This is a genomic window from Ensifer sp. 38_S197, assembly GCF_056924495.1.
The window spans coordinates 1,805,594-1,824,835 of record NZ_JBXOVZ010000001.1; the positions used below are offsets into that span (position 1 = coordinate 1,805,594).

The following is a 19,242-nucleotide window of genomic DNA, read 5'->3' on the forward strand; positions in this document are numbered from 1 at the left end:
ATGATGAATGAGCTAGGGGTGTATAACGATAGCAGCGTGCTTCGGCGCGTTGTCGCGTTCCGGCGTCTGCGCTATTCAGCGACGAGGAGATGCGAGGGAGAGGAAAAGTGGCGGTGGAAGAGCAGCAGGACCAGAGTGCCATTGAGGAGCGCGGCCAGCGCCGCCCCCGCGTTCAAAAGACTGTGACGCGCGCCATCGCTTCGGACATTTGCGCCGATATCTTCCCGGTCGGCTCGTTCCTTCCACGCGAAAACGATCTATGCGATCGCTATGGCGTCAGCCGGACCGTGATCCGCGAGACCCTGAAAGTGCTGGAATCGAAGGGAATGGTGCGCGGCCGTTCCCGGGTCGGCACGATCGTCTGCAATAAGGACGAATGGAACATCCTCGATTCCCAGGTGCTCGAATGGATCGGGGAGCGCATCTTCGAGTTCGATCTGTTGAACTGCATTCTGGAGGCGCGCCGGGCGATCGAGCCGGCAGCGGCGGAATTTGCAGCCGAGCGCGCGACCGTGCAGGAGATCGCCGATCTCGAGCGCGCCTGGCAGGGGATGCGTGACGGCGAGCGCGATCTGATCGGTTTCACCGACGCCGACGTCGCCTTTCATACCTGCCTGCTCAAAGCCAGCCACAACCAGGTTTTTCTGCAACTGGTCGGCATCATCCAGGCAGCGCTGAAGTTCTCGCTGCATGCTTCCAACGAAGTGGCCGATCGCCGTGACGAAGCCGTCGATATTCACGGCGAGCTGGTCGAGGCGCTGCGCCTGCGCGACAAGGCCCGGGCGCGCGACTGTTCGATGCGCATGCTCGACCTTGCAGCCCGCGACCTCAAGCTTGCCGTCGAACGTCACCGGTCCGCCCCTTCGGCGCGCTGAACCCTTTTCCTGGCGGCCGTCGCCGCCTCGTTGCACCCAGCGGATATCGCACCATGAAAATCACCAAGCTCACGACCTACATCGTCCCGCCGCGCTGGCTGTTCCTGAAGATCGAGACCGACGAGGGCATCGTCGGCTGGGGCGAGCCGGTCGTCGAAGGGCGCGCGCTGACCGTGGAAGCGGCGGTCAACGAGCTCTCGGACTACCTGATTGGCAAGGATCCGCTGCTGATCGAAGACCATTGGCAGGTCATGTATCGCGGCGGCTTCTACCGTGGCGGCGCGGTACATATGTCCGCGCTTGCCGGCATCGACCAGGCGCTTTGGGACATCAAGGGCAAGGCCTATGGCCAGCCGATCCATGCGTTGCTTGGTGGTCAGGTGCGTGACCGTATCAAGGTCTATTCCTGGATCGGCGGCGACCGTCCGTCCGACGTTGCCAACAATGCCCGCGACGTCGTCGCCCGCGGCTTCAAGGCGATCAAGCTCAATGGCTGCGAGGAAATGCAGATCGTCGACACCTGGGAGAAGGTGGAAAAGGCGGTCGAAACCATCGCGACGATCCGCGAGGCGATCGGCCCGCATATCGGCATTGGCGTCGATTTCCACGGTCGCGTGCACCGGCCGATGGCCAAGGTGCTGGCGAAGGAACTGCAGCCCTTCAACCTGATGTTCATCGAGGAGCCGGTGCTTTCGGAAAACCGCGAGGCGCTGAAGGAAATCGCCAACCATTGCTCGACCCCGATCGCGCTTGGCGAGAGGCTTTATTCGCGCTGGGACTTCAAGTCGGTGCTGTCAGACGGTTATGTCGACATCCTGCAGCCTGACCTTTCGCATGCCGGCGGGATCACCGAGTGCCGCAAGATCGCGGCGATGGCGGAAGCCTATGACGTGGCGCTGGCGCCGCATTGCCCGCTCGGCCCGATCGCGCTGGCTGCCTGCCTTCAGGTCGACGCCGTCAGCTACAACGCCTTCATCCAGGAGCAGAGCCTCGGCATCCACTACAACGAGGCCAACGATATCCTCGACTACATCTCGAATAAGGAAGTGTTCCACTACGCGGATGGTTTCGTGTCGATCCCGCAAGGCCCCGGTCTCGGCATCGAGGTGGATGAACAATATGTCATCGAGCGGGCGAAGGAAGGCCATCGCTGGCGTAATCCGATCTGGCGTCATGCCGACGGCAGCGTCGCCGAGTGGTGAGGAACGCGGACATGGCGGGTCGTCTTGAGGGCAAGTGCGTCGTCATCACCGGTGCGGCACAGGGCATCGGCCTCGCCATCGCCGAGACCTTCCTTGCGGAAGGCGCGAACCTCTTTCTCATTGACCGCGACGGCGATCTGCTGGCGAACGAGGCCGTGCGGCTTCGCGCGACGGGCGAAAAGGTCGGCTACACCGCGGCCGATATCACCGATGCGGATGCTATCGAGCAGGCGATTGCTGCCGCTGCCCGTGAGATCGGCCAGCCGAATGCACTCGTCAACAATGCCGGCGTCAACGTGTTCTTCGAGCCGCTGAAGCTCTCCGATGCCGATTGGCAGCGTTGCTTCGACATCAACCTCAAGGGCGCGTGGACCTGCAGCAAGGCCGTGCTGCCGGGCATGATCGCGGCCGGCGGCGGTGTCATCCTCAACATCGCCTCCACCCACGCCTTCACCATCATTCCGCACACCTTTCCCTATCCGGTCGCCAAGCATGCGCTTCTCGGCATGACCAAGGCGCTGGGGCTGGAATATGCCGGCCAGGGCGTGCGGGTGAATGCGCTGGCGCCGGGATATGTCAGGACCCAGAAGGTCGTGGATTATTGGAACAGCTTTCCGGACCCGGTCGCGGCAGAGGCGGAAACGATGAAGCTCCATCCCGGCGGCTGCATCGCCACGCCGGAGGAAATCGCCAAGGCGGCGCTCTTCATGATTTCCGACGAGTGCCCGTTCATGAACGCCACCTGCCTGACGGTCGATGGCGGAATGAGCGTGCTGCATCATCCGTGAGACGCCGAACACACTGAAATAGTGCCGCATTTCTGCGTATTGCGGTCGCGAGCCCAGCCTCACTTCCACATGGAGCGCATCCGGGCTCCGACATCGATGCGGATCTGCTTGGCGCTGCGTTCGCCGGCGGCGGCCGAGATCTTCGGCCAGTTCGTCGTCTCGAAGAACTGCAGCAGCGTTGCGGGAATGAAGCGGGTCCGCGACGCGTAGACATGCCGGTCGCCCTGGCTGTTCTGGCCGTATGTGAAAAATCTCTGCGGTGTGACCAGCGCGAGGTGGTCGCGCGCCCGCGTCATGCCGACATAAAGCAGCCGCCGCTCCTCTTCGAGTTCGGCCGTCGTGCCGACGCCCAAGTCGGATGGAATGCACCCATCGACGACATTGAGCATGAAGACCGAGCGCCATTCCTGCCCTTTGGCCGAATGAATGGTCGAAAGGATGAGATAGTCCTCGTCGAGCAGGGGCACGCCCGCCTGGTCGCTGGTGGCGTCCGGCGGATCGAGCGTCAATTCGGTCAGGAATTGTTCCCGGTTCTGGTAGCCGCCGGCGATCTGCTCGAGTTGCAGGAGATCGGCCTTGCGCGTTTCGGCGTCTTCGTGGATGCGGTCGAGGTGGGGTTCGTACCAGGTCCGTGCGGTCGCGATTTCTCCCGGCCATCCGGTGTCGGCTTTGCGCAGGGCGGAAACGAGATCGACGAAGCTCACCCAATCTTCTCCGGTCTTCGGTGGCGCCGGGATTTCCGCAAGCGCTGCGAGCGGCTCCGGATCGGCGGCGATCGCGTCGAGGATCTTGCCCGCGGTCTGCGGGCCGATCCCGGGCAGCATCTGCAACAGCCGGAAGCCGGCGACCCGGTCACGCGGGTTCTGCGCGAACCGCAAGGCTGCCAGCAGATCCTTGACATGCGCGCTGTCGAGGAACTTGAGGCCGCCGAACTTCACGAAGGGAATGTTGCGGCGGGTGAGCTCGACTTCGAGCGTGCCGCTGTGGTTGGCGGAGCGAAACAGCACCGCCTGCTGTTTCAGCGCCATGCCGACCTCTCGGTTGGCGAGAACCTGCTCGACGATATAGGCGGCCTGATCCGCCTCATCCTTGACGGTGACAAGCAGCGGGCGTTGCTCTGACTCTCTGTCAGTCCAGAGGTTCTTGGTGAACCGCTCCCGCGCAAGCCCGATGACGCCATTGGCGGCCGCAAGAATCGGTTGGGTCGAGCGATAATTGCGATCGAGCGTAATGACGTCTGCCGGTTGCGGCGAAAACGCGCTCGGGAAGTCAAGAATGTTGCGGACCGTCGCGGCCCGGAAGGAATAGATCGACTGGGCGTCGTCGCCGACGACCGTCAGGCCATGGCCTTCGGGCTTGAGCGACAGTAGGATAGAGGCCTGAAGGCGGTTCGTATCCTGATATTCATCGACCAGGATATGATCGAAACGGCTGCTGATGTCCTGCGCCAGTTCCGCATCGGAAACCATTTGCGCCCAGTAGAGAAGCAGATCGTCGTAATCCAGCACGTTCTGCGCCTGCTTGGCCTCCACGTAGCCGGCGAACAATTCTTTCAGTTGCTGTTCCCAGCTCATCGCCCAGGGATAGGCCGTCTTCAATACGTCGATGATCGAGCTTTCCGAGTTCACGGCGCGCGAATAAATCGCAAGGCATGTGCCCTTTGTCGGAAAGCGGCTTTCCATCTTGGAGAAGCCGAACTCGTGGCGGACGAGGTTCATGAGATCGGCGCTGTCTTCGCGATCATGGATGGTGAAATCCTGACCGAGGCCGATCTGTTCGGCATAGATCCTGAGGAGCCGCGCTCCAATCCCGTGGAACGTGCCGGCCCAGGAAAGCGCATCGGTCATGACGGCGGCATTGTCGCCAAGTACCTGGCGGCAGATGCGCCCGACCCGGCGCGTCATTTCCGCCGCAGCGCGGCGGGAAAAGGTCATCAGCAGGATGCGGCGCGGGTCCGCGCCATTGACGATCAGATGTCCCACTCGGTGGGCGAGCGTGTTCGTCTTGCCCGAGCCGGCGCCGGCGATGATCAGCAGAGGGCCGCCGGCCTCGCCTTGCGGCAATCCCACACCATGCACCACCGCTTCGCGCTGGCGGTCGTTCAGTTTTTCGAGATAGGCGGCGCTCATTCGTGTCCAGGCGTTGTCAGCAAGAATCCCCAATTCCTCGCGCCGTTTCATCCCTTTGAAAGACTAAACGGATTCCGCTTCGTAGCCGCAGACTCGCCGCGCGAAGCAGACTCGGAACAAAAATGGAACGTATCAGCTTCGTTCGCCGCTGCAAACCCAGTGCGCCGGGCTTTCACCAGGTTGCGATGCAGGAGCCGAGCCGTGGACGGTCGGAATTTCGTTCTCAAGAACGAGACCCGAGTTTGTTGGTCTCGGCGTTCGGAACGTTCTGCCCTTCGGTGCGCCGAGCAAGCCTATCTGTTGCCACTCAGATCGCCCGGGTCACGACCTGTGCCGCGACCGATACCAAAAGGGCAGCCAAAGCGAAGGCCGTGCCAAATCGTGCGATCTTCATGCGGCGCCCGCGTGCGCCATCCCAATCATAGCCCATCATTGCTCTCCCCTCGGCATCATGCCTGTCAGGATGGTGGCTGGATTTGGTAACGAGGGCGTAAACTTATGGTCGCTACTTCTGCGGGGCGAGCACGCGGCTCTATGCGAGGCGCCGGCCGTGGAGCGTATCTCCCGCCCGCGCAATCAGGCGCGAACGGGAGGCAGCGAATGCGGCTGTCACACGCTCTTGCGTGTGACGAAGCGGGTTTCCAGATAGGCTTCGATCGCCTCGGAGCCGCCTTCGGTGCCGTAGCCCGAATCCTTGATGCCGCCGAAGGGCACCTCGGGCAGCGCCAGGCCGAGATGGTTGATTGAGATCATTCCGCTCTCGACTTCGCTGGCGAGACGATGGGCGCTTCGCTCGGAGCCGGTGAAGGCATAGGCCGCAAGCCCGAACGGCAGGCGGTTCGCCTCGTTGATCGCCTCATCCAGTTCGTTGAAGCGATTGATGATCGAGACGGGACCGAAGGGTTCGTCGTTCATGATGCGGGCGCTGAGCGGCACGTCGGCAAGCACCGTCGGCTCGAAGAAATAGCCGCGGTTGCCGATGCGATGGCCGCCGGTTGCCAATCGTGCGCCGTGCTCCACGGCGTCGGCGACCAGGTTTTCGATCGCCGGGATGCGGCGCTCATTGGCCAGCGGCCCCATGTCGATACCGGTTTCCAGGCCGTTGCCGACCTTGATCTTGCGCGATGCCGCGACGAAACCTTCAAGGAACTGGTCCGCCACCCGTTCCTGCACCAGGAAGCGGGTCGGCGACACGCAGACCTGTCCGGCGTTACGATACTTGCTGCCGGACATGATCGCGACGGCCTGATCGATGTCGGCGTCGTCGGTGACGATGACCGGGGCGTGCCCGCCAAGTTCCATCGTCGCGCGCTTCATGTGCTGGCCGGCAAGTGCCGCCAGCATCTTGCCGACCGGGGTCGAGCCTGTGAACGACATCTTGCGGATCACCGGGTGCGAGATCAGATACTCCGAGATCACCGCCGGCACCCCATAGACGAGATTGACAACGCCGGCGGGAATGCCTGCATCGACGAAGCACCGGATCAGTTCCGCGGGCGAAGCCGGCGTCTCCTCCGGTGCCTTGACGATGATCGAGCAGCCGGTCGTCAGCGCCGCCGACAGCTTGCGCACCACCTGATTGATCGGGAAATTCCACGGCGTGAAAGCCGCGACCGGCCCGACAGGCAGCTTGACGGTCATCTGGGTGACATCAGGCGCGCGCGGTGGAATGATCTGGCCGTAGGCTCGCTTTCCTTCCTCGGCAAACCATTCGATGATCTCGGCAGCGCTGAGGATTTCACCCTTGGACTGGGCAATCGGCTTGCCCTGCTCCCGCGTCATTAGCCATGCAATGTCGCCGGCGCGCTCGCGAAGGAGACCTGCTGCCGTCCGCATGAGCTTTGCCCGATCGAAGGCCGAAGTTGCGCGCCAGACCTGGAAGCCTTTCTCAGCCGCGGTCAACGCTTCGTCCAGATCCGCCACTTCCGCCCAGGCCACCTGGCCAATCGTTTCCTCTGTGGCCGGGTCGACGACGGGAATGGTCTTGCCCGCTCGAGCCGGCCGCCAGGTGCCGTCGATATGAAGGAGGATGTCCGGATACTGGGTCATGGGGGAACCTTTGGAGATTGACGTCGGTTGCTGCAAGCGCAGGACGCGTCGCTGAGGAACTTGAGAAGGAGCGATACGGGATCAGTTGGGCGCTTCCGCCGACAATATCAAGACGCGATTTGTCAAAGGCTCGCGCGCCGGCCGGATGTCCGATGCCGTCAGCTATTCGGCCGATCGAGGGCCGCCCGGCGGCCGGGTCGGCCGTTGGACGCCGATGTTCGCGGAAGCGTGTGTTACGGCCGCGTCAACAGCATCGAGATGCCCTGTCCGACGCCGATGCACATGGTGGCGATCGCGCGCTTGGCATCTTGCGCCCCGAGCTCCAATGCCGCCGTCAGCGCCAGGCGCGCGCCTGACATGCCCAGCGGATGGCCGAGCGCGATGGCGCCGCCATTCGGATTGACGTGGGGCGCATCGTCGGCAAGCCCGAATTGACGCATGCAAGCGAGAGCCTGCGCCGCGAAGGCCTCGTTCAGTTCGACGATATCGATGTCGCCGATCCCAAGGCCAAAGCGCTCCAGGAGCTTGCGTGTGGAAAAGACCGGACCGATGCCCATGATGCGCGGCGCAACACCCGCGGTTGCCATCCCGTCGACCCGCGCGAGCGGCTCAAGCCCGTAGCGTTCAACCGCGCGGGCGGAGGCAACGATGAGCGCGGCCGCACCATCGTTGACACCGGAGGCGTTGCCGGCGGTCACCGAGCCATTGACGCGGAACGGCGTCGGCAGGCCGGCAAGCTTTTCGATCGTCGTCTCGCGCGGATGCTCGTCTCCTTCGACGAGCGTTGTCTCACCCTTGCGTCCCTTGATGGCGTAGGGAGCGATTTCGCGGGTGAACCGGCCGCTCTTTTGCGCGGCCGCGGCGCGCGCCTGGCTGCGCAGCGCAAAGCCGTCCTGGTCGGCCCGCGAGATTGAAAACTCGGCGGCGACGTTCTCAGCCGTCTCCGGCATGGAGTCGATGCCGTAAAGGTCCTTCATGAGCGGATTGACGAAGCGCCAGCCGATGGTCGTATCGTGGATCTCGGTGCTGCGCTGGAACGGGCCTTCGGCCTTCGGCATGACGAAGGGTGCTCGCGACATGCTCTCGACGCCGCCGGCGACAACGATCTCCGCCTCGCCAAGCCGGATCGCGCGGGCGGCATAACCGACGGCATCCAGCCCCGAGCCGCAGAGCCTATTGATCGTCGTTCCGGCAACCGTATCCGGCAATCCGGCAAGCAAGGCGGCCATGCGCGCGACGTTGCGGTTGTCTTCCCCCGCCTGGCTGGCACAACCGAGCACGACCTCGTCGACCGCTTCGGCCGGCACGGACGCAACACGCACCAGCGCCTCGCGGATCACGTGGGCCGCAAGATCGTCCGGGCGCGCGCTCGCGAGCGCGCCGCCATAACGGCCGATGGGCGTGCGGACGCCGCCGACGATATAGGCTTCACCCATGGGATTTGTCCTTGCTTTGCTCTGCGGCGAACATCGGTCCGCCCTTGTGCGCGGGAAAGCCGTAGCCGTTGATCAGCACCAGATCGATGTCACCGGGACGCGCGGCAATGCCTTCTGCCAGCAGGGCCGTTCCCTCGTCGGCCATCGCCTTCAAAAGCCGGGTCATGATCTCGTCCGCGGTGAAGTCGCGTGGCGTGATGTTCTTCACCGCTCGCGCCGCTTCGATCACCGCCGTAACCTCGGGATCGACGGTGCGCTCGCCATCGGGATAGGCGTACCAGCCGCGCCCGCTCTTGCGGCCAAGACGTCCCGCCTCGCAGAGCCTGTCAGCGATCTCGACATAACGCGCGGCGGGGTTGCGTGTCGCCGTCTGGCGCTTGCGGCGCGCCCAGGCGATCTCCAGCCCGGCCATATCGTTGACGGCGAAGATCCCCATCGGAAAACCATAGGCCTCGAGCGCGACATCAATCTCCTGCGGGAGCGCTCCATCCTCCAGCATGAACTCCGCCTCGCGGCGATAGGCGGAGAAGATGCGGTTGCCGATGAACCCTTCGGTCACGCCGCAAACGATCGGCAGCTTGCCGAGGCGTTTGACGAAGGCAAGGGCCGTCGCCAGCACGTCGGGCGCTGTCCTGGCGCAATCGACGACTTCAACGAGCCGCATGACGTTGGCGGGAGAGAAGAAGTGCAGCCCGACAACGCGGGAGGGATCGACTGTCGCCGCGGCAATCGCATCAGGGTCGAGGTAGCTTGTGTTGGTTGCGAGAATGGCGCTAGGGGAGACGATGCTGTCGAGCCTCTGAAACAGCTCCGTCTTGACCTTGATATCGTCGAACACCGCTTCGATGACGAGGTCGGCATTCCCGAGGTCTCTCGCTTCCGTGGTTATCTTCAGCCGCGCGAGGCAGTCGTCGCGGCCAACCGCCGCCAGCCGTCCGGAGCGCACGGTCCTGTCGAGGGTCTCGGAAATGCGTGCCCACCCGCTGGCGGCGGCTTCTTCCGTCTGCTCGAGTGCCACCACGCGATAGCCGAAGACCAGGGCGGAGACGGCAATGCCGGATCCCATCAGCCCCGTGCCAACCACGCCGACCGTCTCGATCGGCCTGGGCGCTACCTTGTCGAGCCCCTCTACCTTGCCGGCGGCGCGCTCGGCAAAGAACACATGCCTGAGGGCTGCTGACTCTGTGGAATCGCGCAGACGCAGGAAGGTGGAACGTTCTTCCGCCAATCCCTGCTTCAGGTCGAGTTCGACTGCCGCCTTGATGAGGCGAACCGCCTCGGCGGGAGCCGCTTGGCCCCGGGCCTTTGCCAGGATCTTTGCCTGCGCTGCGCTGATCGCGGTGGCGTCCGCCGAGGGAACGGCGATCATGCCGGTCCGACGGAGAGGCTTGCCGACATGTTCCTGCGCAAAAGCCAGTGCAGCATCTACCGGATCGGCGGCAATGCTGTCGGCAAGGCCAAGCGTCACAGCTTCGGGGGCCTTGACGGCCCGTCCGGTACCAATGAGATCGATCGCCGCCATTATGCCGATCAGACGCGGCAGGCGCTGCGTGCCGCCGGCGCCCGGAACAAGGCCGAGTTTGACTTCGGGCAGACCGAACGATGCCTTCCCGCCGGCAACGCGGCCATGGCAGGCGAGCGCCACCTCGCAACCGCCGCCAAGGGCCGCACCATTGACGGCCGAGACGACCGGCTTGTCGAATGTCTCGATACGCTCGATCACCTCCGGAAGCGTCGGCTCGATCGGTGGCTTGCCGAACTCCCTGATATCGGCGCCACCGATGAAGGTGTTGCCGGCGCCCGTGATCACGACGCCTGCGACCGCTGAAAGACTGGCCGCATGATCGAGCGCCGCCATCAGGCCGGAGCGAACATGCGCGGAGAGCGCGTTGACGGGCGGGTTGTCGATGGCGACGACGAGGACACCCTCTTCAAGGCGGGCGGAAACGCTCTCTGAAAATCGGATCTCGGCCATGTCGGCAAGCCTCAATCAGGAACGACGGCGGTGGCCTGGATCTCGATTTTGGCGCGGTCTTCGACGAGCGCGACCACCTGCATCGCGGCCATGGCCGGGAAATGCCGGCCGATGATCTCGCGATAGGCCTGGCCGATGCCGCGAAGGTTGCCGACATATTCCTGCTTGTCGGTGAAGTACCAGGTCATCGTGGTGATGTGATGCGGCTCGGCGCCGCCGGCGGCGAGCACCGCGACGACGTTCTTCAGCGTTTGGCGCACCTGCTCGACGAAATCGTCGGTCTCGAACTCGGACTGCGCGTTCCAGCCAATCTGGCCGCCGACGAAAACGGTGCGGCCCGTTGCAGCCACGCCGTTGGCATAGCCGATGGGCTTTGCCCAGCCTTCAGGTTGCAGGATGGTGTGCATCGGTCGTCTCCAGATGTTGTGTCAGCGCAGCGCGGATGTCGTCCGGCCATGCAAAAGAAGCGTGATTGTCGAGCGAGGTGGCAACGACCCGCTGTTTCGCCGTCCAAAGCACGGTGTCTCTCGCCGAGACCCTGTGCTCCATATCGAGCGACGACCGGCCGATGCCGCGGACCGCCAGCGCAAAATCGAGCTCGTCGCCCTGGAAGCCGGGGCGAACGAAAGTAAGATCGAGGCGCACCGTCGGCACGCCGATCCGTCGCTCGTCATTCATCGCCTTCCAGGGAAAGCCGAGCGACGCGAAGAAGTCCTCCGTCACCCCGACAAGGATGTTGAGGTAGGAGGGGAAATAGGCGATCCCCGAGGGGTCGCAGTCTCCGAAACGCAGCCGTCTCTTGGTCCTGAACATGGCTCCGACCTCAGTTTGCGAAAGCGGCGATGCCGGTGATGGCGCGACCGAGGATCAGTGCGTGGATGTCGTGCGTGCCCTCATAGGTGTTGACCACTTCGAGATTGACGAGATGGCGGGCCACCGGAAATTCGTCCGAAATGCCGTTGCCCCCGAGCATGTCGCGCGCGGTCCTGGCGATCTCGAGCGCTTTGCCGCAGGAGTTCCGCTTGAGGATCGACGTCAGCTCGACCGGCGGATTTCCCTCGTCCTTCATCCGTCCGAGGCGCAAACACCCCTGGAGACCAAGAGCAATCTCCGTCGCCATGTCGGCGAGCTTCTTCTGGATGAGTTGATTGGCGGCAAGCGGCCGGCCGAACTGCTTGCGATCTATGACATATTGGCGTGCCGTCTCGTAGCAGGACTCGGCTGCACCAAGGGCACCCCAGGCGATGCCGAAACGGGCGGAGTTGAGACAGGTGAAGGGGCCCTTCAAACCGGTTACGCCAGGCAGCATGTTTTCGTCCGGAACGAAGACCTCGTCCATGACGATCTGGCCGGTGATCGATGCCCGCAGACCCACCTTGCCGTGGATCGCTGGTGCACTCAGACCCTTCCATCCCTTTTCGAGGATGAAGCCACGGATCGCGCCATCGGCGGTTTTTGCCCAGACGACGAAGACGTCGGCGATCGGGGCGTTGGAGATCCAGGTCTTGGAGCCGGAGAGCAGATAACCACCGTCGACCTTGGCCGCTTTGGTGATCATCGATCCGGGATCGGAGCCATGGTCGGGTTCGGTCAGGCCGAAGCAACCGATCTTGGTGCCGGCAATCAGCCCTGGCAGATATTTGCGCTTCTGGTCTTCGCTGCCGAAGGCGTAGATCGGCACGATCACCAGGGAGGACTGCACGCTCATCATCGAGCGGTAGCCGCTGTCGATGCGCTCGATTTCGCAGGCGATCAGGCCGTAGGAGACATAGTTGAGGCCGGCCCCGCCATACTCCTCTGACACCATCGGCCCCAGCAGGCCGAGTTCGCCCATCTCGGCGAAGATCGACGGGTCGGTCTTTTCGTGGCGGAAGGCCTCCTGCACGCGCGGCGCCAGCCGATCTTCGGCATAGCCTTGCGCGGTGCGCCGCACCATTCGTTCTTCTTCGGTCAACTGCGCATCCAGGTTGAATGGATCCTGCCAGTCGAATGACGCCTTCGAACCCTGCATGTTCGACATCCCCTTCATGATCGTCCCGTGCCCTTCATCAGCTCGCGGCCGATGATGAGCTTTTGAACCTCGGTCGCGCCCTCGTAGATCCTGAGCGCGCGGATCTCGCGATAGAGCCGTTCGGTGATCTCACCGACGCGCACGCCGCGGCCGCCGAAGAGCTGCAGCGCCTGGTCGATGACCCACTGCGCGTTCTCGGTCGCGGTCATCTTCGCCATCGCCGCCTCGCGCGTCGTCGGCCGCTTCCGCACGTCGCGTTGCCACGCTGTGCGGCAGGTGAGAAGTGCCGCAGCATCGATTGCGGTCGCCATCTCGCCGAGCGTGCTTTGCGCTGTCGGCAGATCGGCAAGGGTCGCGCCGAACATCTTGCGGTTCTTTGCATGCGCCACCGCCTCGTCGAGCGCGCGGCGGGCAAAACCGATCGCCGCCGCCGCGACGGACGGGCGGAAGATGTCGAGCGTGCGCATGGCGATCTTGAAGCCTTCACCGGGGGACCCGAGAAGCTGTGAGGCCGGGATGCGGCAGTTGTCGAAGCGGAGCCGGGCGAGCGGATGCGGCGCGATCGTCTCGATGCGTTCAGCGATCGTGAGGCCGGGCGTGTCGGCGAAAACCACGAAGGCGGAAATGCCGCGCGTGCCTGGCGCTTCGCCGGTGCGGGCAAAGACGGTGTAGACGTCGGCAATGCCGCCGTTGGAGATCCAGGTTTTCTCGCCGTCGAGCACGAAGTGATCACCGTCGCGGCGCGCTGCACAGGCCAGGGCGGCCACATCCGATCCCGCCTCGGGTTCGGAAAGCGCAAAGGCGGAAATCCACTCGCCGCGGGCGACTTTGGGCAGAACCGTCCGCTTCAGCGCCTCGGAGCCGGAAAGGCTGATCGCACCGGTGCCGAGCCCCTGCATGGCGAAGGCGAAGTCGGCAAGGCCGTCGGCATAGGCAAGGGTCTCGCGGATGAGGCAGAGCGCGCGGCTGTCGATCTCTTCGCTCACGCCGCCGAAGGCTTTCGGCACGCAATGGCGAAGCACGCCTGCGCTGCCCAGCGCTGTGACCAGATGTTTGCAGGCGGCATCGGCATCTGCATGATCGACTTCGCCGAGGCCGCCACCGGCTACGAAGTCATCCAACTCGGCGGCAAGCGCGCGATGGTTTTCATCGTAGAAGGGCCAGTCGAGGTGATCGCGGGTTGGTGGGTGCAAAGCCGTGTCATGGGAACGCATGCTCAATTCCCTTTGAATTCAGGCTTCGCCTTGGCGGCAAAGGCCTCGAAGGCGCGGCGGAAGTCGCCGGTCGCCATGCAGATCGCCTGAGCCTGGGCTTCCGACTCGATCAGTTGGTCGATGCCCATCGCCCATTCCTGGTCGAGCATCTTTTTCGTCATCGCATGGGCGAACCAGGGGCCATCGGCGATGCTGCGCGCGAACTTCTGCGCCTCGCCAAGCAACGACGGGCGTTCGTGCAGTGCGTTGTAGAAGCCCCAGGCATGTCCCTCTGTCGCGGTCATCACCCGCCCGGTGAAAAGCAGTTCTGCCGCACGGCCCTGGCCGATGATGCGGGGAAGAATGCCGCAGGCGCCCATGTCGGCACCCGCCAGCCCGACACGGGTGAAGAGAAAGGCCGTCTTCGCCTCCGGCGTCGCCACACGGAAATCCGAGGCCATCGCCAGGATCGCGCCAGCGCCGGCGCAGATACCGTCGACCGAGGCGATGACCGGCTGGGGACAGGCACGGATCTGGCGAACCAATTCGCCGGTCATGCGGGTGAAATCCAGGAGATCGGGCATCGACATGCGCGTCAGCGGCTCGATGATCTCGAAGACATCACCGCCCGAAGAGAAGTTGTCGTTGGCGCCGGTCAGTACCACGGCGCGTACGTCGCTGGCGCGGGCGAGTGTCCGGAAGAGATCGCACAGCTCCTCGTAGCTCTCGAAGGTCAGCGGGTTCTTCTTTTCCGGGCGGTTGAGCGTGATCGTCGCAACCCGGCCGTCCGCATCCGTTTCGAACAGGAAGTGCCTGGCCTTGTGGTCCTTGAAGGCGCGCTTCTTGGCCTGCATCGGGTTCGTCATCTTTATCCTCCGAGAACTTCGCCGCCGGCGACGGCGATCGCCTGGCCGGTAATCGCGGTTGCCTTTTCCGATACGAGCCAGGAGACGGTGTCGGCCACTTCATCCGGCGTCACCAGGCGCCCTTGCGGGTTGGAACGGGCAAGGCTGGCGCGTGCTTCCTCGCGCGAACGACCGGTCTTTTCGCTGATCGTATCGAGCGCGCCGTCGATCAGCGGCGTGTCGGTAAACCCGGGGCAAACGGCATTGACGGTCACGTCGGTGCGGGCAAGCTCGAGCGCCAGTGCGCGCGTCAGGCCAATTACGCCATGCTTCGATGCGCAGTAGGCGGAAACATAGGCGTAGCCGGTAAGGCCCGCGGTGCTTGCGACATTGACGATCCGGCCGTTGCCGGCGCGGCGAACCGAGGCAAGGGCTGCCTGCGTCACGAGAAAGACCCCGGTCAGATTGATCGAGAGCACCTGCTGCCAGAGTGCGAGATCGGTCTTCTCGAACGGGGCCGAGGGTGCCTCGCCAGCGCAGTTGACGAGAACGGCGATGTCCCCGGTTTCCGCGATCGCGGCTGCAACGCCTTGCTCGACGGCCTCCGGGTTGGTCACATCGAAGCCGTCGCGGACAAAGGCTTGTCCGCCCGCAGCAACGATTTCGTCCCGTACGGCTTTGAGGGGCATGGCGCGGCGTCCGGCGAGGCTGACGACATGGCCTTCGGCGGCGAGCGCCAGCGCGATCGCCTTGCCGATACCGCTTCCCGCACCTGTGACGAAGGCGTGCCGTTTGCTCATGGCTTGCCCGCCGACGTCGCCGCACGTGCCAGATTGTTCACATATTGCGCCCGGGCGGAGTGGTACTGCTTCGGCCAGGGCTGGCCGTCATAACCGATCTTTGCCGCCTCATGCATGACGAAGGAGGGGTCAGCCAGATGCGGACGCGCAATCGCGCAGAGATCGGCGCGCCCGGCCGCGATGATCGAATTGGCGTGGTCGGCTTCGGAGATCGCCCCGACGGCGATGGTCGGGACCTGGATCTCGTTGCGGATCTTGTCGGAAAACGGGGTCTGGAACAGCCGGCCATAAACCGGCTTTTCTTCCTTCACCACTTGACCGGACGAGCAGTCGATCATGTCGGCGCCGGCCTCCTTGAACAGACGGGCGAAGATCGCCGCGTCCTCCGGTGTGTTGCCGCCCTCGTGCCAGTCATGGGTCGACAGGCGCACCGACATCGGCCTGTCGTCTGGCCACGCTTTGCGAACCGCGCGGAAGACTTCGAGCGGGAAGCGGGCGCGCGCCGCGTGATCGCCGCCATATTCGTCGGTGCGCAGATTGGTAAGCGGTGACAGGAAACTCGACAGCAGGTAACCGTGCGCCACGTGCAGTTCGAGGATGTCGAAACCGAGATCGCGAGCACGCTCGGTGGCCTGCACGAAGTCGGCGACGACGCGATCCATATCGGCACGCGTCATTTCGCGCGGCGTGTCGGAATGCTTGAGATAGGGCAGGGCGGACGCGGAAATGAGCGGCCAGCCGCCCTCGCTCAAGGGCTGGTCGATCCCCTCCCATGGCACCCTGGTAGCGCCCTTGCGCCCGGCGTGGCCGAGCTGGATGCCGATCTTGGCGGGTGTCTGCTGGTGCACGAAATCGACGATGCGCCTGAAGGCTTGCGCCTGCTCGTCGTTCCAGAGCCCCAGGCATCCGGGCGTGATGCGGGCATCGGCCGAGACGCAGGTCATTTCCGGGAAGACGAGGGCAGCCCCTCCCATGGCGCGCGCGCCGAGATGCACCAGGTGGAAATCGTTCGGCAAGCCGTCGGTCGCTGAATACATCGCCATTGGCGAAACCACGATACGGTTCTTGAGCGTCAGGCCGCGGAGATGGAATGGCGTGAACATCGGGGGCGGGACCGCCCCGTTTGCGGCCGGCTCGACGCCGGCGCGTTCGGCGAACCAGCGCTCGAAGCTTTCGAGCCAGTGCTTGTCGCGCAGGCGAAGGTTCTCGTGGCTGATGCGCTGCGAGCGGGTCAGCATCGAATACATGAACTGCTCGGGCTCCAGCGTGTCGGCGTAGCGCGTGCCGACCACTTCGAACCATTCCATCGCGTTGCGGGCCGCATTCTGGATGCGGGCGACATCGACGCGGCGCACCTCCTCGTAAGCAGCGAGCACCGCGGGGATATTGGCCTTGTCGTGACCGAGGATGTCGAACTGGCGCGTAAGCTCGATCGCGTCGTCGATGGCAAGCTTGGTGCCCGAGCCGATGGCGAAGTGGGCGGTGTGGGCGCTGTCGCCCATCAAAACGACGTGGCTGCGGCCGTTGAAATGGCTCCACTTCTCGCAGATCAGCCGGCCAAAGTTGAGCCAGGCGGAACCGCGCAGGTGCCGCGCATTGGTCATCAGCCTGTGGCCGTCGAGGGTTTCGGCAAAGAGCTTCTCGCAGAACGCGATCGACTGCTCCTGGTCCATCCGGTCGAGGCCGTGGGCCCGGAAGACGTCATCGGTCGTTTCGACGATAAAGGTCGAGGTGTTCTCGTCGAAGCGATAGATATGCGCTTGGAACCAGCCATATTCGGCGCGCTGGAAGTCAAAGGTGAAGGCGTCGAACTTTTTGTTCGTGCCGAGCCAGACATAGCGGTTCGGCCGAACGACCATGTCGGGTTGGAAGACGTCTGCATACTTGTTGCGAATCCGCGAGTTGACACCATCGGAAGCAATGATCAGGTCCGCATCGGAAAACTGCTCGTCGCTTTCGACGTCCTGCTCGAACAGAAGCTCGACGCCGAGTTCGAGGCAGCGGTCCTGGAGGATGTTGAGCATCTTCTTGCGGCCGATGCCGACGAAGCCGTGGCCGGTCGTCCTGATCTTGCGGCCCTTGAAGACCAGCTCGATATCGTCCCAGTGGTTGAACGACACCTCGATCGCCTCGGCCGTCTCCGGATCCCATTGCCGCATCGACTGCATGGTCGCATCGGAGAAGACGACGCCCCAGCCGAAGGTGTCGAAGGCGCGGTTCCGCTCGACGACGGTGACGTGATGCTCCGGGTGCTGGCGCTTCATCAGCAGCGCAAAATACAGGCCCGCTGGCCCGCCACCGATACAGACGATCCGCATATGGTTCTCCTCCCGAGCTCCGGCTGCGCGTGTCGCCGTCGAGATGCCGTCGGCCGTCATCCCGGACTGCTGGGAGCAGGTTGGACTCGTTCGGAAGAAATTTCAAGCTTAAAATTGTTTTGGGCAAATGCGATGCCAGCGCACGCGTCGAAAGACGACGCGGAGACGTCGTGCCTGCGGAAGTTCTCGAGGGGGAAGGAAAAGCGAGCGCCTCAGCTATTGCGCGCCAGTGCGGCGATAATGGACCGCTTGAGCTTGGCAAGCTCGTCCATCAGCACGGTGCTGTCCTGCGGTGAAACACCCGCAAACAGTTCGGAGATCCAATCGGCATGCGTTGCTGCCATCTTCTCGAATTCGGCACGGCCGAAGGGTGTCAGCGCGATGACTTGCACGCGCCGATCCGTCGGAAGCGTCGTGCGGCTGATGTGGCCGCTCTCGGTCAAGCGCTCTACCAGAACCGTGATGTTGCCGGGCGAAACCATCATGCGCTTCGAGACTTCGCCAAGCACCATGCCGTCGGGCGCGCGTTCGAGCTGGGCCATCAGGTCGAAGCGTGGCAGGGTCGAGTCGAATTCTTCCCGGAGCCTGCGGCGGATCTCGCTCTCGACCAGCGTCGAGCAGGTCAGCAGGCGCAGCCAGAGTCTCAGCTCGGCGCGGTGATCGCCCGGAGCCTCGAGCGCCTTGGTCTCGCCATCCACCCATTCCGGCGAAGTGTCGAACTTGTCTTCACCCATCATTCCCAATGTCCGCTTCTAACCCTGCGCAAATCGGCAGGCTCTTCCTGCTTTTGCTTTTAAAGGCGTTTGCGGCTCTTGGACAGGCTGTCATGGGTCGTCATTGGGACGCAAGCCCCGGCGTCGTCTGTCGCGTGGAAGCCGAGGCGCGCCCGCCATCTTCGGATTGAACATAGACATTGACGGTAAAGCCGATGTGGTCGGCCATCAGCACCTTGGCGCGCTCGATGTCGCGATCGAGTGCCGCCTCCATGAGCTCGGTGTGATGCGTGATCGCCATGGCGTCCTGCAAGGCTGCGACGGCCTCCTCATAGCCCTCGCTCATGCCGGCGGCAGCCCTCATCGTCGGGGCAAGGCTTAAGAAACGATGGTGGCGCCGAAGCTGGTCGGAGATCGTCGCCTGGAAGCGCGCGAGCCAGTTCGATCGCGCCGCGCTGATCAGCGCCGCATGGAAACCGGCGTGCTTTTCGTCCCACTCGTCGACCTCGCTTTCGGAGAAGTGCTCGATGGAGACCTTGCAGCGGGACAGCCGATAGTGCGCCGTGACGACGGCGGATTCCCATGCGCCGTCACCGTTCTCGATCGACTCGATCAACAGCGGTATTTCCACCGCGAGGCGCGCGCGGGTGAGATCATCCAGCTCCTCGCGTGACACTGGTGCGACGGCGAAGCCGCGATTGCTGATCGCGGTGACAAGGCCCTCTGCCTCCAAACGCGACAGCGCCTCGCGCAGAGGCGTCCAGCCGATCCCATAGCTCTCGCGCAGCGCGCTCAATTTCATCGGCGCACCGGGCTTCAGCCGCGTTGCCAGAATGTCGCGGCGTAGCAACCGGTAGGCCGATTCGGTTTTGGTCGACTGTTCGTGCTCCTGCATCCCGTTCCCTTAG

The 19,242-nt window shown here is 63.8% G+C and carries 17 protein-coding genes; 3 read left to right on the forward strand and 14 right to left on the reverse strand.

Features of this window, described 5'->3' with window-relative positions; all coding sequences use genetic code 11:
* Positions 1–113 precede the first annotated feature (113 nt).
* From AC1Z3V_RS08390 to AC1Z3V_RS08400, 3 genes are read left to right on the forward strand one after another with little or no spacing between them, the layout of a single operon-like run.
* Positions 114–875 (forward strand): FadR/GntR family transcriptional regulator, encoded by a 762-nt coding sequence (locus tag AC1Z3V_RS08390; RefSeq protein WP_483498287.1) that lies wholly within the window; start codon positions 114–116, stop codon positions 873–875.
* Positions 876–928: 53 nt separating this feature from the next.
* Positions 929–2,077: a galactonate dehydratase gene (gene dgoD, locus AC1Z3V_RS08395; RefSeq protein WP_334197703.1), complete on the forward strand. Its 1,149-nt coding sequence runs from the start codon at positions 929–931 to the stop codon at positions 2,075–2,077.
* An 11-nt stretch (positions 2,078–2,088) separates the two neighbouring features.
* The gene (locus AC1Z3V_RS08400; protein WP_483498288.1) at positions 2,089–2,865 is read left to right on the forward strand and encodes an SDR family oxidoreductase; all 777 of its coding nucleotides are present in this window, start codon (positions 2,089–2,091) and stop codon (positions 2,863–2,865) included.
* Between the two features lie 59 nt (positions 2,866–2,924).
* Here the strand turns inward: AC1Z3V_RS08400 and AC1Z3V_RS08405 are convergent, their stop codons facing one another.
* The 14 genes from AC1Z3V_RS08405 to AC1Z3V_RS08470 all read right to left on the reverse strand — a co-directional run bounded on the left by AC1Z3V_RS08405 (position 2,925) and on the right by AC1Z3V_RS08470 (position 19,229).
* A complete protein-coding gene (locus AC1Z3V_RS08405) occupies positions 2,925–4,994 on the reverse strand; it encodes an ATP-dependent helicase (RefSeq protein ID WP_483498289.1) in 2,070 nt (689 codons plus the stop codon).
* 307 nt (positions 4,995–5,301) lie between these two features.
* On the reverse strand, positions 5,302–5,427 hold the full coding sequence (locus AC1Z3V_RS08410; protein ID WP_334197706.1) for a hypothetical protein: 126 nt from the start codon (positions 5,425–5,427) through the stop codon (positions 5,302–5,304).
* Between the two features lie 176 nt (positions 5,428–5,603).
* The gene (locus AC1Z3V_RS08415) at positions 5,604–7,043 is read right to left on the reverse strand and encodes an NAD-dependent succinate-semialdehyde dehydrogenase (RefSeq protein WP_483498290.1); all 1,440 of its coding nucleotides are present in this window, start codon (positions 7,041–7,043) and stop codon (positions 5,604–5,606) included.
* Positions 7,044–7,276: 233 nt separating this feature from the next.
* On the reverse strand, positions 7,277–8,479 hold the full coding sequence (pcaF, locus tag AC1Z3V_RS08420) for a 3-oxoadipyl-CoA thiolase (RefSeq protein WP_483498291.1): 1,203 nt from the start codon (positions 8,477–8,479) through the stop codon (positions 7,277–7,279).
* Positions 8,472–10,454: a 3-hydroxyacyl-CoA dehydrogenase NAD-binding domain-containing protein gene (locus AC1Z3V_RS08425; RefSeq protein ID WP_483498292.1), complete on the reverse strand. Its 1,983-nt coding sequence runs from the start codon at positions 10,452–10,454 to the stop codon at positions 8,472–8,474. The genes pcaF and AC1Z3V_RS08425 overlap by 8 nt, the downstream gene beginning before the upstream one ends.
* Positions 10,455–10,465: 11 nt before the next feature.
* Positions 10,466–10,861, reverse strand: a complete 396-nt coding sequence (locus tag AC1Z3V_RS08430; RefSeq protein ID WP_173519042.1) for a RidA family protein — start codon at positions 10,859–10,861, stop codon at positions 10,466–10,468.
* Positions 10,839–11,267, reverse strand: a complete 429-nt coding sequence (locus AC1Z3V_RS08435; protein WP_483498293.1) for an acyl-CoA thioesterase — start codon at positions 11,265–11,267, stop codon at positions 10,839–10,841. Before AC1Z3V_RS08435 ends, AC1Z3V_RS08430 begins: the two co-directional genes overlap by 23 nt.
* A gap of 10 nt (positions 11,268–11,277) precedes the next feature.
* Positions 11,278–12,465: an acyl-CoA dehydrogenase gene (locus AC1Z3V_RS08440; RefSeq protein ID WP_483498294.1), complete on the reverse strand. Its 1,188-nt coding sequence runs from the start codon at positions 12,463–12,465 to the stop codon at positions 11,278–11,280.
* Between the two features lie 14 nt (positions 12,466–12,479).
* Positions 12,480–13,679 carry an acyl-CoA dehydrogenase family protein gene (locus AC1Z3V_RS08445; RefSeq protein ID WP_483498295.1) on the reverse strand — a complete coding sequence of 400 codons (1,200 nt, stop codon included), beginning with the start codon at positions 13,677–13,679 and terminating at the stop codon, positions 12,480–12,482.
* A gap of 2 nt (positions 13,680–13,681) precedes the next feature.
* Positions 13,682–14,524 carry an enoyl-CoA hydratase family protein gene (locus AC1Z3V_RS08450; RefSeq protein WP_483498296.1) on the reverse strand — a complete coding sequence of 281 codons (843 nt, stop codon included), beginning with the start codon at positions 14,522–14,524 and terminating at the stop codon, positions 13,682–13,684.
* 2 nt (positions 14,525–14,526) lie between these two features.
* Positions 14,527–15,303, reverse strand: coding sequence for an SDR family NAD(P)-dependent oxidoreductase (locus tag AC1Z3V_RS08455; protein WP_483498297.1), 777 nt, complete (start codon positions 15,301–15,303; stop codon positions 14,527–14,529).
* On the reverse strand, positions 15,300–17,621 hold the full coding sequence (locus tag AC1Z3V_RS08460; protein ID WP_483498298.1) for a bifunctional salicylyl-CoA 5-hydroxylase/oxidoreductase: 2,322 nt from the start codon (positions 17,619–17,621) through the stop codon (positions 15,300–15,302). Before AC1Z3V_RS08460 ends, AC1Z3V_RS08455 begins: the two co-directional genes overlap by 4 nt.
* Positions 17,622–17,833: 212 nt before the next feature.
* Entirely contained in the window at positions 17,834–18,358 is a 525-nt protein-coding gene (locus AC1Z3V_RS08465; protein ID WP_483498299.1) for a MarR family winged helix-turn-helix transcriptional regulator, read from the reverse strand.
* Positions 18,359–18,455: 97 nt separating this feature from the next.
* Positions 18,456–19,229, reverse strand: coding sequence for a GntR family transcriptional regulator (locus tag AC1Z3V_RS08470; protein WP_483498300.1), 774 nt, complete (start codon positions 19,227–19,229; stop codon positions 18,456–18,458).
* Between the last annotated feature and the right edge of the window lie 13 nt (positions 19,230–19,242).